At 65.1% G+C, this 13191-nt stretch carries 14 protein-coding genes; 4 read left to right on the forward strand and 10 right to left on the reverse strand.

Annotated elements, in window-relative coordinates:
• From DBR23_RS01160 to DBR23_RS01200, 9 genes are all read right to left on the reverse strand, one after another.
• A partial coding sequence (locus DBR23_RS01160) for an isochorismatase family protein (protein WP_146191187.1) occupies positions 1-383 on the reverse strand: 383 nt, incomplete at its 3' end.
• A gap of 75 nt (positions 384-458) precedes the next feature.
• Entirely contained in the window at positions 459-1202 is a 744-nt protein-coding gene (locus DBR23_RS01165; RefSeq protein ID WP_056743121.1) for an ABC transporter ATP-binding protein, read from the reverse strand.
• 2 nt (positions 1203-1204) lie between these two features.
• Positions 1205-1987 (reverse strand): ABC transporter ATP-binding protein, encoded by a 783-nt coding sequence (locus tag DBR23_RS01170; RefSeq protein WP_056742258.1) that lies wholly within the window; start codon positions 1985-1987, stop codon positions 1205-1207.
• Entirely contained in the window at positions 1984-3891 is a 1908-nt protein-coding gene (locus tag DBR23_RS01175) for an ABC transporter permease (RefSeq protein WP_108497031.1), read from the reverse strand. Before DBR23_RS01175 ends, DBR23_RS01170 begins: the two co-directional genes overlap by 4 nt.
• A gap of 166 nt (positions 3892-4057) precedes the next feature.
• On the reverse strand, positions 4058-5269 hold the full coding sequence (locus tag DBR23_RS01180) for an ABC transporter substrate-binding protein (RefSeq protein ID WP_108497032.1): 1212 nt from the start codon (positions 5267-5269) through the stop codon (positions 4058-4060).
• Positions 5270-5350: 81 nt separating this feature from the next.
• Positions 5351-5935: an amino acid synthesis family protein gene (locus DBR23_RS01185; protein ID WP_108497033.1), complete on the reverse strand. Its 585-nt coding sequence runs from the start codon at positions 5933-5935 to the stop codon at positions 5351-5353.
• Between the two features lie 55 nt (positions 5936-5990).
• Positions 5991-6632, reverse strand: a complete 642-nt coding sequence (locus tag DBR23_RS01190; RefSeq protein ID WP_108497034.1) for an amino acid synthesis family protein — start codon at positions 6630-6632, stop codon at positions 5991-5993.
• 21 nt (positions 6633-6653) lie between these two features.
• Entirely contained in the window at positions 6654-7574 is a 921-nt protein-coding gene (locus DBR23_RS01195; RefSeq protein ID WP_108497035.1) for a UPF0280 family protein, read from the reverse strand.
• 152 nt (positions 7575-7726) lie between these two features.
• Positions 7727-9346, reverse strand: coding sequence for a 6-hydroxynicotinate reductase (locus tag DBR23_RS01200; protein ID WP_108497037.1), 1620 nt, complete (start codon positions 9344-9346; stop codon positions 7727-7729).
• 175 nt (positions 9347-9521) lie between these two features.
• On the opposite strand from DBR23_RS01200, the gene fdxA reads away from it, so the two are divergent.
• The 4 genes from fdxA to DBR23_RS01220 all read left to right on the forward strand — a co-directional run bounded on the left by fdxA (position 9522) and on the right by DBR23_RS01220 (position 12727).
• The gene (fdxA, locus tag DBR23_RS01205) at positions 9522-9851 is read left to right on the forward strand and encodes a ferredoxin FdxA (protein WP_056057161.1); all 330 of its coding nucleotides are present in this window, start codon (positions 9522-9524) and stop codon (positions 9849-9851) included.
• 76 nt (positions 9852-9927) lie between these two features.
• Positions 9928-10704, forward strand: a complete 777-nt coding sequence (locus DBR23_RS01210; RefSeq protein WP_015012048.1) for a ferredoxin--NADP reductase — start codon at positions 9928-9930, stop codon at positions 10702-10704.
• 50 nt (positions 10705-10754) lie between these two features.
• The gene (locus tag DBR23_RS01215; RefSeq protein ID WP_108497036.1) at positions 10755-11471 is read left to right on the forward strand and encodes a TetR/AcrR family transcriptional regulator; all 717 of its coding nucleotides are present in this window, start codon (positions 10755-10757) and stop codon (positions 11469-11471) included.
• A 68-nt stretch (positions 11472-11539) separates the two neighbouring features.
• Entirely contained in the window at positions 11540-12727 is a 1188-nt protein-coding gene (locus DBR23_RS01220) for an amidohydrolase family protein (RefSeq protein ID WP_056643274.1), read from the forward strand.
• A gap of 90 nt (positions 12728-12817) precedes the next feature.
• Here DBR23_RS01220 and DBR23_RS01225 read toward each other — a convergent pair.
• Positions 12818-13191, reverse strand: a 374-nt coding sequence (locus DBR23_RS01225; RefSeq protein ID WP_146191188.1) for a glycine zipper 2TM domain-containing protein, incomplete at its 5' end; no start/stop codon positions are given.

The raw sequence follows: 13191 nt of genomic DNA on the forward strand, positions 1-13191 counted from the left end.
TGCAGGGCGGCATCGTCGGTGCCCTGCACGCAATGGTCGGGCCACAGCACCTGCTGGCCGTAACTCAGCTTGGTGGTTTCAAACGGCTTCTTGCCCGCGTGAGCACTGGCAAAAGAGGCGTGGCCCTGGGTGTGCCAGTCCTGCGTGACCACCACGTTTTCAAATGCTGCGGCAATGCGGTTGATGACGGGCACCACCTCATCCCCCTTGGCCACGGGCAGCGTGCCGCCCGGGACAAAACAGTTCTGCACATCGACCACGATGAGCGCCGCTCGCTCACCGGGTTTGATCTTGCCTGCCGCCCAGCTGGCGGGGAAGCTGGCCCCGGCCACGGTGAGCGCGGCCGATTGAAGAAGAAAGCGACGACGTTGCGCAGTTTGCATGGTGAACACTCCGGTTGGGAACGCACTGACACATCGGCCATGGCCCGGTAGGGCCAGGGCCGGGGAACTTCTGCTTCACACGCTGAGGTAGGCGCGCCGCACCTCTTCGTTGGCGGCCAGCTCTTCCATGCTGGCCTGGTAACGGATCTGGCCCTTTTCGAGCACATAGGCGCGGTCGGAGACCAACTCGGCAAAGTGCATGTTCTGCTCGGACAACAGGATGCTCACACCCTGCTCTTTCAGCTCCAGGATCATGTGCGCCATCTGCTCCACGATGACAGGCGCCACACCTTCAGAGGGCTCGTCCAGCAGCACCAGATAGGGGTTGCCCATGAGCGTGCGGGCCACGGTGAGCATTTGCTGTTCGCCGCCGCTCATGCGGCCGCCCGGGCGCTGGGGCATCTCACCCAGGTTGGGGAAGAGCTTGAACAGGCGCTCGGGCGTCCACACCGGGGCGGCTGTGCCATCGGGCCAGGTGCGGGCGGGTTGGCGGCCCACTTCCAGGTTCTCCATCACCGTGAGGTCGGTGAACACGCGGCGGTCTTCCGGCACAAAGCCCAAGCCCAGGCGGGCAGCGTCGTGCGGGTCGGTTCTGGACAGGTCCTTGCCCATGAACTGGATACTGCCCTTGCGCTTGGCCAGCATGCCCATCAGCGTCTTGAGCGTGGTGGACTTGCCTGCGCCGTTGCGGCCCATCAAGGCCACGACTTCGCCCCGGCGCACGTCCAGATCCACGTCGTACAGGATTTGCGCGGCACCGTACCAGGCCTGCAGGCCCTTAGCCTGGAGCAGCAGTTCTTTGGGGTTGTGGGTCGTCATGGTCATGCCGCCTCCGCATTGGCTGCGGCTTTCTTCTCAAACGTCTTGCCGGTGCCGAAGTAGACCTCCTGCACCTTGGGGTGGTCGCGCAACTCCAGCGGCTTGCCCTCGGCAATCAGCCGCCCGCGCGCCAGCACGATCATCCGGTCGGCATAGGCAAACACCACGTCCATGCTGTGCTCGGTGAAGAGCACGGCCATATTGCGGTCGATCACCAGCTGTTTGGTCAGCGCCATGAGTTCGTTGCGCTCCTTGGGCGCCATGCCGGCGGTGGGCTCGTCCATGAGCAGCAGCTTGGGAGCGTTGGCCATGGCAATCGCCAGCTCCACACGCTTCACATCGCCATAGGCCAGCACGCTGCAGGGCCGGTCGGCCTGCGACTTCATGCCCACTTGGTCGAGCAACGCCAGGGCTTCTTCGCGTTTGTGGTCGGCAGCCCTGCGCCATAGGGAGAACAGCAGACCGTCGTTGGAGATCAGTGCCATCTGCACGTTCTCCACCACCGTCAGCGATGCAAAGGTTTCAGCGATCTGAAAGGTGCGGCCCACCCCCATGCGCCAGATGTCGCGGGGCTTGCGGCCCACCAGCTCCTGGCCGTTGAGTTGGATGGAGCCTGCATCGGCAGGCAGCTGGCCGTTGACCATGTTGAAGGTGGTGGACTTGCCCGCGCCGTTGGGGCCAATCAGCGCCAGCAGCTCGCCAGCCGCCAGTTCGAAGTGGATGCCATCCACCGCCTTGACGCCGCCAAACGATTTGCCCAGACCGGTGACTTTGAGGAGGCTCATGCTGCGCCCTCCTTGGTGTTCTTGGCGTCGCGCATGTTGTCAAAAATCTGTTTGATGGTGCCAGCGATGCCCTGCGGAAACAGCAGCACCAGGATGAGGATGATGGCGCCCAGCATGGCGCGCCAGTAGTCGGTGTTGCGCGCCACGGTGTCGTGCAGCCAGGTGAAGGTGACCGCGCCCACCACGGGGCCCGCCAGCGTCTGGATGCCGCCGAGCAGCACCATCACCAGCCCGTCCACCGATTTGCCCACGGCCAGCGACTCCGGCGAAATGCTGCCCTTGGAGAACGCATACAGCGCCCCCGCCAGCCCTGCAGCCGTGCCCGCCACCACAAACGCCGCCCACTGCATGCGCTTGACGTCGATGCCGATGGCGTCAGCCCGCAGCACAGAGTCGCGCCCCGCGCGCAGCGCATAGCCAAACGGCGAGAACAACACGCGGCGCAGCCACCACACCCCTGCCCCCACCAACGCCAGCGTGAGCCAGTAATACATGCGCTTTTCTGCCAGCCAGGCCGCAGGCCACACGCCTGTGAGGCCGTTGCTGCCCCCCGTGAAACTGTCCCACTGGTAGGTGATGGCCCAGGTGATCTGGGCAAAGGCCAGCGTCAGCATGGCCAGGTACACACCCGACAGCCGCACCGCAAACCACCCGTAGACAAACGCCCCGGCCGCCGCCACCAGCGGCGCCACCACCAGTGCGATCTCCATCGGTAGCCCGAGCGAGCGCACCAGCAGGGCCGCGCCATAGGCGCCCAGCCCGAAGTAGGCGGCATGGCCGAAGGAGTGCATGCCCGCAGGCCCCATGATGAAGTGAAGGCTGGCCGCAAACAGCGCTGCGATCAGCAGGTCAATCAGCAACACCGTGGTGTACGGCGACTGCGCGGTCAGCAGCGGGGCTGCCGCCAGCAGCAGGCCCAACACGGCGGCCGCCACCAGGTAGGCCCTGCCAGGCCGACGCAGCGGCTCCTCCTGCATGCCCACGTAGCGGCTGGGCGCCTGCGGCCTGCCGAACAGGCCCCACGGGCGCCAGACCAGCACCACCGCCATCACCAGAAAATCCACCACCAGGGTCAGCTTGGAAAACGACACACTCAGGCCAAACACATCGACCACACCCAGCCAGATGCAGATGGCCTTGATCTCGGAGATCAGCAGGGCGGCGGCGTACGCGCCCGGAATGGAGCCCATGCCACCCACCACCACCACCACGAAGGCGGCACCGATGGTGTGCAGGTCCATCTCCAGCGTCGCGGGCTCACGCGGCAGTTGCAGTGCGCCTCCCAGCCCGGCCAGCATCGCGCCCAGCGCAAACACGGCCGTGAACAACCAGGCCTGGTTGACGCCCAGGGCGCTCACCATCTCGCGGTCTTGTGTAGCGGCACGCACCAGCGTGCCAAACCGGGTGCGCGTGAGGAGCAGCCAGACCGCACCCAGCACCAGCGGACCGACCACGATGAGGAACAGGTCGTAGCTGGGAAACTGCCGCCCGAGCAGGCTCACGGAGCCTGAAAGGCCCGGCGCGCGCGGGCCCAGCAGTTCGTCAGGGCCCCAGAGCCACAGCACGGCGTCCTTGATGACCAGCACCAGGGCAAACGTAGCCAGCAGCTGGAACAGCTCGGGTGCCTTGTAGATGCGGCGCAGCAACACCACTTCGATCAGCGCCCCCAGCACGCCGACGATCAGCGCGGCCAGCGGCAAGGCCACCCAGAAGCCCAGGGCACCGCTCAGGCGCTCGACCAGCGAATACGCGACGTAGATGCCCACCATGAAGAACGAGCCATGGGCAAAGTTCACGATGCGCGTCACGCCAAAGATCAGCGACAGACCCGCCGCCACGAGGAACAGCGACGACGCGCTCGCCAACCCGTTGATGAGCTGGACGATGAAACCCGAAAAACTCATGTTCGATACACCCTGTAGGGCCTGTTCACACCATTTTTGCCAGCGCGAAGGCCATGAAAGAAGCCGGCCGTGCTCCAGCCAACACCCGCAGAGCCGGGCGGTGCCGGACTGCAGGTAGCGTCTGCTGGGACCGAGGCGCGGCAGGCGCCTCAGACCTCAGAGGGAATCAATCAGCACTTCGCGACTTCTTCACGTCGGCAGCGGACGGCTGGTACTTGGCATCGGCGCCATCCAGGTAGACATAGTCGACCATCACGCCCTTGCCGCCTTCGTTCTTGGTGCGACCGACAAACGCGCCCATGGTGGCCTGGTGGTCTTCAGGACGGTAGGTGATCTTGCCGAATGGGGTGTCCACCTGCAGACCCTTGAAGGCTACGACCAGCTTGTCGGTGTCGGTGCTCTTGGCCTTCGCAATGCCAGCCGCAGCCGACTTGATCATGCTGTAGCCCACCACCGAGCCCAGGCGCGGGTAGTCCTTGAACTTGGCCTGGTAGGCCTGCTCGAACGCCTTGTGTGCGGGGGTGTTGATGCCATACCAGGGATAGCCGGTCACCAGCCAGCCGTTGGGGGCCTCGTCTTTCAGGGGGTCCATGTATTCGGGCTCGCCCGTCAACACGCTGACCACCTCGATGCCCTTGAACAGGCCGCGCGTGTTGCCTTCGCGCACGAACTTCGACAGGTCCGCGCCAAACAGCACGTTGAAGACAGCGTCTGGCTTGGCATCCGACAGCGCTTGCACGACGCTGCCGGCGTCTACCCGACCCAGTGGTGTGGCTTGTTCGGCCACAAACTCCACGTCGGGCTGGGCGGCCTTGAGCAGTTGCTTGAACGCCGCCACGGCAGACTGTCCGTATTCGTAGTTGGGATAGACCACGGCCCAGCGCTTTTTCTTCATCTTGGCGGCCTCAGGCACCAGCATGGCGGCCTGCATGTAGGTGCCGGGGCGCAGGCGGAAGGTGTATTGGTTGCCACCTTGCCAGGTCATCTTGTCGGTCAGCGGTTCGCCAGCCAGGAAGAAAAACTTCTTCTGCTTGGCGAAGTCGGCCACCGCCAGGCCGGTGTTCGACAGGAAGGTGCCCGCCAGCACATCGACCTTCTCGCGCGACACCAGCTCTTCAGCCACGCGAACGGCGTCGCCAGGGTTGGCATTGTCGTCGCGCGTGATCAGTTCGATCTTCTTGCCATTGACGCCGCCCGCAGCGTTGATCTCATCGACCGCCAGCTCCATGCCCTTCTTGTAGGGCTCCAGGAAAGCGGGCTGCGCCTTGTAGCTGTTGACCTCGCCAATCTTGATCACGCCCTGGGCAAAAACAGGGGCCAGGGTAAGGGCCAATGCAGCCGCAGCCGTGGCACGCATGAGGTTTCGTCGCATCGTCATGGGGAGACTCCTGAAGGATGGTTGGAGAGAGATCGAACGGGGGGTAAGACAGGACAGGTGTGTGTTGTGCGCGCGCCGGGCTCAGCGCAGGCCGTCAACACCCTTGATTTCAGAGACCGTGAGGCCGCCGACACGTGGCAACGGCCGCCCGCTGTCCGTCACGACAACGGCCACCACGATTTCATTGGCCCGTGGGGCATCGGCCACACGGGCTTCCATGGCGTCGAAATGGCTGCGCACATAGGCGGCGTCCTTGTGGCCCAGGGGCACGTCGATGGCTGTGCCCAGGCCGCCCATTTTCTTGCTGGATGGGACCAGAGCGGCGCCCTTCTCGACCGCTACACGCAGGGGTGCGCCCAGCTTGGGGTGCAGGATGGCGGCGGCGTGCTCCAGCTCGCCCGCCTCGCCCACGATGGCGGCCTTGCCGTAGCTCTGGGCCTGGCCGGGTTCAATGCCCAGGGCCTGCACGCAGCGAGCGCCCAGAAGGCCGCCCAGCTCCTCACCGATGGCGATGAGTTCGTCGAGATTCTCCACATAGCGGCCTGCGCAGGGATTCTCGATCACGGCAATGGCCAGCGCCTTGCGCACCGGGGGCTGAACATCACGCCCCATTTCCACGCGGACTTCGTCGGTCTGGACGATGATCTTTCGAATCTTGGCTGGCATTTTTTGGCTCCTTGGGGTCTTGTCTTATTCGATGGTGTGCGGACTGGCGTGCGGCTCAGCGCAGGCCGTTCCACTGGCTGATGTCTGCCGCCTTGAGCCCACCAACGCGGGCATGGATGCGCGGACCCGTGGTCATGGCGAGTATGAACACGATCTCATCGGCGGAGGGCGCGCCAGGAACACGCACTTCGATGGCGTCGAAATGGCTGCGCACGTAACTGGCGTTGATGTGCGTCAGCGGCACATCCAGCGCTGCACCGGGGCCGCCCACTTTCTTGGTGGAGGGCACGATGGACAGCGCGTTGGCGGGCTGCCCGGTCTTCTCCTCGGCCTGGCCTTTGGCGTAGGCGTTGCGGTCGCCCTTCCAGCCCAGCAGCTCACGCATGGCGTAGCCACCGGGCACATGCCACAGCGCGCCGTGTTCCAGCTCACCCGCCGCGCCCACGATGGCACCCTTGCCATAGGTCTCGATGCGCTCGGCAGGCACCGCCATGGCCTTCAGGAGGCGCTGGGCCATGTCCAGCCCCACGTCCTGCAGCGCGTCCATCATGGGGAGGATGTCGGGTTCGTACCGACCCGCAAACGGGTTGTTCAGCACCGCACCGATGGCACCACGCAGCAGCGGCACGTCGGCCACCGGCCCGAATTCGTGCCGGATTTCCTCAAGATGGGTAAAAACGCGTCGTATCTGGATCATTCTGTAGACCTGTGCAATTCGTTAAGCAAATACTGAACCAACTTCCGATTCCACCGCCGCATTCCGGGGCCACACCGCATCCGCCAGCGCCTGAGGCGCCGAGGTCGCCACAAACTGCCCCTGGCACGCCAGCAGCGCAAACCACAGCAGGCCGCTGGACTGCAATTCTTGCGCTTTTTGCAGCCCCTGGTGCAAGGCCCGGCCCACCAGCTCTTTGGGTAAGGCGGGGACATCCACGGTGACAGGGATGGCACCCAGGTCACTGTCGTCCCGCACCTGCCACGCTGGCCTCCGGACGATTCGCGCATCGGCCACATTCACCGCGTTGGCCACGATGGTTGCCGCTGCATCGGCCTGCGCCGCCGTGCGCGCCAGCACCGTCACGCTGTCGGCAATTCCGAGCGACTGGCTGCGCCCGCGCCAGCCACTGGTGGCCACACCGCGCACCGGCATGGCGCTGTCGATGCGGATCTGCCCATCCAGCACCAGGCCGTTGCGCAACTGTGCAGCATTCAGTGCGGCGATGTCAGCGTACACCCCCACCGTGACCGACTGGCCGGGCACCAGGTGCAGTGCAATGTCGCCGCCGTTGTTGACCCAAGCGCGGTCTACGCCAGGCTGTTCGTAGCAGGCCAGAATTTCCTGCGCCACCGCACCCGCCACCGCCGCCATCGATGTGATGAAACCTGCGCGATAGGGGCTGCAGGCAGCCCACATGCGGCGCGCCACCACGCCCTGCAAAGCGCAGCGCTCATCCACCGGCGCCCGCAGGCCGGGGAGTTCATTCACCAGCTCCTGCAGCAGCCCTTCAAAACGCTGCCACGCGCGCTCGTGCGCCTGGGCCACGGCGTCACGCGCCCCTTCGGCCTGGAGGATGAGGTCCATCGGGCCATGCTGGAAATGCCAGCGGCCGTCGGACAGGAGCTTGCGAGCGGCCTGCATGTGCGTTTCAGTACTCACCGCAGGGCGCACCGCCCGCAGCCGTAAACACCGGCGCGGCCCCCGCCAGGAACGCCGAGCAAGGGCCGCCCCGCAGCGAGGGTGTCGTCCCCCTGGAGGGGGAAGGCGCGAAGCGACTCAGGGGGTTTTTCATATCAACCCAGCAGAGGCGGGCGACCCAGCGGCCACGGATTGGCAGCGGGCAAGGTTTGCCACACGCGCGCCTGCGGTGCACCGTCGTTGTGCCACGCACCGCGCTCCAGCACGTCGCGCAGGCTGCGGACCTGTTCTGTGTGGCCGCCCAGCGCTTCGTAGTCCGCGCGGCGCATGCTGAACTCAATGGGTGCCACGATGGCGGGCGTGGGCACGGTGCCAAAGCTGTTGTCGGGCATGCGCAGCACGTCGGCCATCACGGTGATACCGCCGCCCGGCCACACATAGGCGGGGGCACCGCCACAGGTCACATTGACCAGCGCGTTCTTGATGGAGCGGGTGAGCAGCACCGGGTTCTCGGTGACCCCTGCGCGCAGGCTGCCGCCTGCACCGCCGAGGAACAGCACGGACGCGAGCGAGGGCTCGCAGTTTTCGCCGATGCGGTCCACGATGCGGCGCACTTCGGCGGGCATCTCGGCCTCGACCGGATGGAGTTGCGCGTCCAGCACATACCAGGACGCATGCTCCCCGGTGGTGGAGGTCATCAACAGGCGCAGCCCCGGCCAGGCGACGGATTCGTCCCAGCCCTCGATGATGGACAGCGGGTCGGCAATGTCGGTGCCGCCCCAGCCGGTGCCCGGATTGGCCACCTGAAAATAGCGGCCCGGTGTGGACTTGCGCCCGCGCATCTGGATGCCCGAGGGCTTCATGTCCAGGCAACGGCCCGCCTGGTGCTCGGTCAGCACGCCGGTGATGTGGTCGTCCACCACCACCACCTCGTCCGCATGGCCAAAGAACTGGCGCGCAAAGATGCCGATGGCCGCCGAGCCGCAGCCCACGCGCATGCGCTGCTCGGCCACACCGTTGACGATGGGCGCGCGGCCGGCCTGGATGATGAGCTGCGAGCCACCGTCGATGGTGAACTCCACCGCCTGCTTGTTGCCCAGGGCCTGCATCATCTCGGCGGTGATGCGGCCTTCTTTCTTGGTGCCACCCGTGAGATGGTGCACGCCACCCAGCGACAGCATCTGCGAGCCGTATTCGGCCGTGGTCACATGGCCCACCACCTCGCCCTTGCAGCGCACGTTGGCCTGCTCCGAGCCGAGGAAGCGGTCGGTGTCGATCTTCACCTTGAAGCTGCAGTAGCTGAAGATGCCCTCGGTCACCACGGTGACCATGTCCACGCCATCGGTTTGGGAGCCCACGATGAAGGGCGCGGGCTTGTAGTCCGGGTAGGTGGTAGACGAGCCCACGCCCGTCACGAACACTTCTTCCGACAGCAGCAGGTCGCCGTTCCATGCGGGTTCAGGAGCCACTTCGGTCCCAGCATCTTCTGCAGCCTCGGCGCGGCCCGCAAACGGCACCAGCGTGGCCTCGCCCGCTTCCAGCGTCTTGCGCAGCAACACCACCGGGTCCAGCCGCACCAGCACGCCCGCCTGGTTGGCGTAGCGGTCGCAAGCGCCTGCGCGGCCTTCGGAAATCTGGCACAGCACCGGGCACGCATTGCACTCGACCTTCGCAGCATTCATGCGGTCATTGCGCGGCCGGGCGCGCTCCAGCACCTGCGGCAGCTCCGGCGCATCCATGCCCGGCAGCCCATCAGTCTTGGTGTGTTCAGTCATCGTGGCGACCCATTCATTGCTTTGTTGCAAGTGCTTGTATGCGCATTGCATTTTGTGTAGCATTCACTTAACTTAAATGTTGTGAACACTACATTTCATGTCAATGTAGCGGAATCAACCAGACTCTGCAATGGTGTTTTCGCACCCCCAAAAACGGTGCACGAGGAGCCCCAAAATGACGCACGTTGTGACGGACGCATGCATTCGGTGCAAGTACACCGACTGCGTCGATGTGTGCCCCGTGGACTGCTTCAAAGAAGGCCCGGAATATTTGGTCATTGACCCCGACGAATGCATTGACTGCGCGGTGTGCATTCCGGAGTGCCCGGCCAACGCCATCTATGCCGAAGACGACCTGCCCGAAGGCATGGAAATCTTTCTGCAGTTCAACAAAAAGCTGGCGCCCACGCTCCCCACAATCACCAAAAGAAAAGCGGCTTTGCCAGATGCGGAACAATGGAGGGTTGTGAGCCACAAGCTTTCAGGCCTGAACATTGCGCTGTAGAGCGCATGCGGCCCCGAATCTGAGCCAGCTTCAGCCAAATTCCTTATTTGCTTCCAACTTTTCCATCTAACGCACCATGAGCGCCTTTCTTGACGAACGCGTCCTGACGGTCCACCACTGGACGGACCGCCTTTTCTCCTTCACCACCACGCGCGACACCGCGCTGCGCTTCTCCAACGGCCATTTCACGATGATTGGTCTGCGCGGCGAAAACGGCAAACCCCTGCTGCGCGCCTACAGCATCGTGAGCCCCAACTACGAAGAGCATCTGGAGTTCCTGTCCATCAAGGTGCCCGACGGCCCGCTGACCTCTCGCCTGCAGCACATCAAGGTGGGTGACACCATCGTGGTCGGCAAAAAGCCCACGGGCACGCTGCTGATCGACTACCTGCTGCCTGCCAAACGCCTGTACATGCTCTCCACCGGCACGGGCGTGGCACCGTTCCTGAGCCTGATCCGCGACCCCGAGACGTACGAGAAGTTCGAAGAGGTCATCCTGGTGCACGGCGTGCGCGAGGTGAAGGAGCTGGCCTACCACGACTACATCACCGAAGAACTGCCCAAGCACGAGTTCCTGGGCGAGATGGTCAGCAAGCAGCTCAAGTACTACCCCACCGTGACGCGCGAGGCCTTCAAGCACCAGGGCCGCGTCACCACGATCATCGAGAACGGCCAGCTGGCGCGCGACTTGGGCCTGCCCGCGCTCAACCCCGCCGAAGACCGCGTGATGATCTGCGGCAGCCCCGAGATGCTGCGCGACCTCAAGCACATGATGGAAGAGCGCGGCTTCAATGAAGGCAACACCACGAAGCCTGGCGACTTCGTGATCGAACGCGCGTTCGCAGAGCAGTGATCCCCGGCGGGCTCCACTCCCGGGGCCCGCGCCATCCACCAGGACCCGCCATGTCTGCCACTCCCACCAAGACCCGGACCGCGTCCCCCCGCGCAGCCTCTGCCCGCAAGACGGGCGTGCGCGAGCAGGCAGCACAGACCACGCGCGACAACATCCTGAAGGCGGCGACCAAGGTGTTCGCCCGCTACGGCTACGAAGGCGGCAGCGTGGAGAAGATCTCCAAGGCGGCCAAGTCCTTCGACCGGATGATCTACTACTACTTCGGCAGCAAGGAAGGCCTGTTCATCGAGGTGCTGGAGGAAACCTACCGGCGCATGAACGATGCGGAGTCCAAACTGGACCTGGACACCGCCAAACCGGTGGAGGCGCTGCAGGCCGTGATCCGCTTTGTGGTGGGCTACTACCGCAAGAACCCCGAGTTCATCACGCTGCTCAACACCGAGAACCTGCACAAGGGCAAGCACATCTCCAAGTCCATGCGGGCCCGCGAATACTCGTCGCCTGCCATCGAGGTGATCCGCCGCGTGCTCGAAAGCGGCCAGGCGCAGGGCCTGTTCCGCAAGGACGTATCGGCGCGCGATGTGTACCTGCTGATCGCCGCCACGGGCTACTTCTACATGTCCAACCGGCACACGCTGTCGGCCTTTCTGGGTGAAGACCTGGAGACGCCCGACGCGCTGGCGCACTGGGAGTCGTTCGTCATCGACACCGTGCTGCGCACCGTGGCGCCCGGCCCCCACCTGCCCAAGGGCAAGGCGGCGGCCTGAATCAACAAGAGATTTTTCCCTGCGGGGTGCCGCGTGGCGCCCCGCCCACCACCCCACGAGGAGGATCCATGGCAGAAGCAGCAGCAGGCGGCAAATCGGGCAAGGTCGTCATCCAGAACATCGGTCTTTTGTTGTCGGGCGACCTGGACCGCCCCATCCTCGACGCCGACACCATCGTGGTGAATGACGGCCTCATCGTGGCCGTGGGCCGCTACAAGGACTGCGATACCGACCACGCCAACACCGTGATCGACGCACGCCAGACCTGTGTGGCGCCGGGCCTGATCGACAGCCATGTGCACCCCGTGTTTGGCGACTGGACGCCGCGCCAGAACCAGATCGGCTGGATCGACTCGACCATGAACGGCGGCGTGACCACCATGGTCTCGGCCGGTGAAGTGCACCTGCCCGGCCGGCCCAAGGACATCGTGGGCCTGAAGGCGCTGGCCATCACCGCGCAGCGCTCGTTCGACAACTTCCGCCCCGGCGGCGTGAAGGTGATTGCAGGCGCCCCGGTCATCGAGAAAGGCATGACCGAGCAGGACTTCAAGGACCTGGCCGACGCCGGCGTGACGCTGCTGGGCGAAGTGGGCCTGGGCTCCGTCAAGGCGGGCTACGAGGCCCAGCAGATGGTGGCCTGGGCGCGCAAGCACGGCATCCAGAGCACCATCCACACGGGCGGACCGTCCATCCCAGGCTCGGGCCTGATCGACAAGGACGTGGTGCTGGAGGCCGATGCCGACGTGATCGGCCACATCAATGGCGGCCACACCTCGCTGCCCTGGAAGCATGTGTGCGAGTTGTGCGAGAAGTCGTCGCGCGCCATCGAACTGGTGCACAACGGCAACGAGAAGATCGCCATCCAGGCCGCGCGGGCGGCCATCGAGCTCAAGTGCCCGCACCGCGTGATTTTGGGCACAGACGGTCCGGCCGGCTCGGGCGTGCAGCCGCTGGGCATGCTGCGCATGATTGCGCTGATCTCCAGCTTTGCCGACATCCCCGCCGAACTGGTGTTCTGCTTTGCCACGGGCAACACGGCGCGCATCCGCAACCTGAACTGCGGCCTGATCGAGGTGGGCCGCGCGGCCGACTTCGTCTTCATGGACCGCGCCCAGCACACCGCCGGTGCCACGCTGCTGGAGAGCGTGCAGTTGGGCGACATCCCGGGCATTGGCATGGTGATGATCGACGGCCTGGTGCGCTGTGGACGCAGCCGCAACACCCCGCCTGCGACCGAGATCCCGGTGGTGCTGTAACCCGCCCACCAAGCGGCAATCAGCCAACGGCTGAACAAAACAAAAGCCCGCGTCTGCGGGCTTTTGTTTTGGGGGAAGCGACGAACTGGCTCAGTAGGTGTCCGACACCCGCACCGCACCCGGCTGGGGCTGCGGCTGCGCATAGGGGTCTGCAGCACGGGCCGAGCCGCCCTGGTCCACGCGGAAGCCCTTGCCCTGCAGCACCACGGGCGTGCCCACAGCAGTGGGTTCAGCGCGCTGGAAGTGGCGCAGCGAGCCGTCTTCCATGCGCACCGCCACCTGGTACACCGTGTGGGTGCGGGTGCGCTCTTCGACCTTGTGGCCCACATAACCACCGCCCACGGCACCTAGCACGGTGGCAGCGGTGCGGCCGCTGCCCTTGCCGATCTGGTTGCCCACCACGGCGCCCAGCACACCGCCGGCCACGGCGCCCACGCCCGTGGCGGGGGCAGCTTGTTGAACCG

Source organism: Acidovorax sp. HMWF018 (genome assembly GCF_003061035.1).
Taxonomy (GTDB): Bacteria; Pseudomonadota; Gammaproteobacteria; order Burkholderiales; family Burkholderiaceae_C; genus Acidovorax; species Acidovorax delafieldii.

Coding starts and splice junctions, on each gene's coding strand:
- DBR23_RS01170 (WP_056742258.1), bottom strand. CDS start 1,987: ATGAGCCTCCTCAAAGTCACCGGTCTGGGCAAATCGTTTGGCGGCGTC.
- DBR23_RS01210 (WP_015012048.1), top strand. CDS start 9,928: ATGAGCGCCTTTCTTGACGAACGCGTCCTGACGGTCCACCACTGGACG.
- DBR23_RS01220 (WP_056643274.1), top strand. CDS start 11,540: ATGGCAGAAGCAGCAGCAGGCGGCAAATCGGGCAAGGTCGTCATCCAG.
- DBR23_RS01215 (WP_108497036.1), top strand. CDS start 10,755: ATGTCTGCCACTCCCACCAAGACCCGGACCGCGTCCCCCCGCGCAGCC.
- fdxA (WP_056057161.1), top strand. CDS start 9,522: ATGACGCACGTTGTGACGGACGCATGCATTCGGTGCAAGTACACCGAC.
- DBR23_RS01175 (WP_108497031.1), bottom strand. CDS start 3,891: ATGAGTTTTTCGGGTTTCATCGTCCAGCTCATCAACGGGTTGGCGAGC.
- DBR23_RS01185 (WP_108497033.1), bottom strand. CDS start 5,935: ATGCCAGCCAAGATTCGAAAGATCATCGTCCAGACCGACGAAGTCCGC.
- DBR23_RS01180 (WP_108497032.1), bottom strand. CDS start 5,269: ATGACGATGCGACGAAACCTCATGCGTGCCACGGCTGCGGCTGCATTG.
- DBR23_RS01200 (WP_108497037.1), bottom strand. CDS start 9,346: ATGACTGAACACACCAAGACTGATGGGCTGCCGGGCATGGATGCGCCG.
- DBR23_RS01195 (WP_108497035.1), bottom strand. CDS start 7,574: ATGCAGGCCGCTCGCAAGCTCCTGTCCGACGGCCGCTGGCATTTCCAG.
- DBR23_RS01165 (WP_056743121.1), bottom strand. CDS start 1,202: ATGACGACCCACAACCCCAAAGAACTGCTGCTCCAGGCTAAGGGCCTG.
- DBR23_RS01190 (WP_108497034.1), bottom strand. CDS start 6,632: ATGATCCAGATACGACGCGTTTTTACCCATCTTGAGGAAATCCGGCAC.